Annotated in this window: 2 tRNA genes; both read right to left on the bottom strand. The window is 57.1% G+C overall.

The features are described 5' to 3' along the window. Positions 1 to 14: 14 nt before the first annotated feature. Positions 15 to 90 (bottom strand) — tRNA-Val (locus HII27_RS26970). Positions 91 to 136: 46 nt separating this feature from the next. After that, positions 137 to 212: transfer RNA gene (locus HII27_RS26965), tRNA-Val, on the bottom strand. Between the last annotated feature and the right edge of the window lie 19 nt (positions 213 to 231).

Genomic DNA, 231 nt, shown 5'->3' with positions numbered 1-231 from the left:
AGCTGGCGAGAAAGTGGTGGGTGATGACGGGATCGAACCGCCGACCCCCTCCTTGTAAGGGAGGTGCTCTCCCAGCTGAGCTAATCACCCACTTCTCAATTTCTTACTCTACACGGCGGAGACTACATAAAGTAGTTGGTGGGTGATGACGGGATCGAACCGCCGACCCCCTCCTTGTAAGGGAGGTGCTCTCCCAGCTGAGCTAATCACCCCCGCTGTGTGGAGTCGCAT

The organism is Kluyvera sichuanensis (assembly GCF_014218705.1).
Lineage (GTDB): Bacteria > Pseudomonadota > Gammaproteobacteria > Enterobacterales > Enterobacteriaceae > Kluyvera > Kluyvera sichuanensis.
The sequence above is the reverse complement of the archived record's forward strand: the minus strand, read 5'-3'. Positions and strand labels throughout refer to the sequence as shown.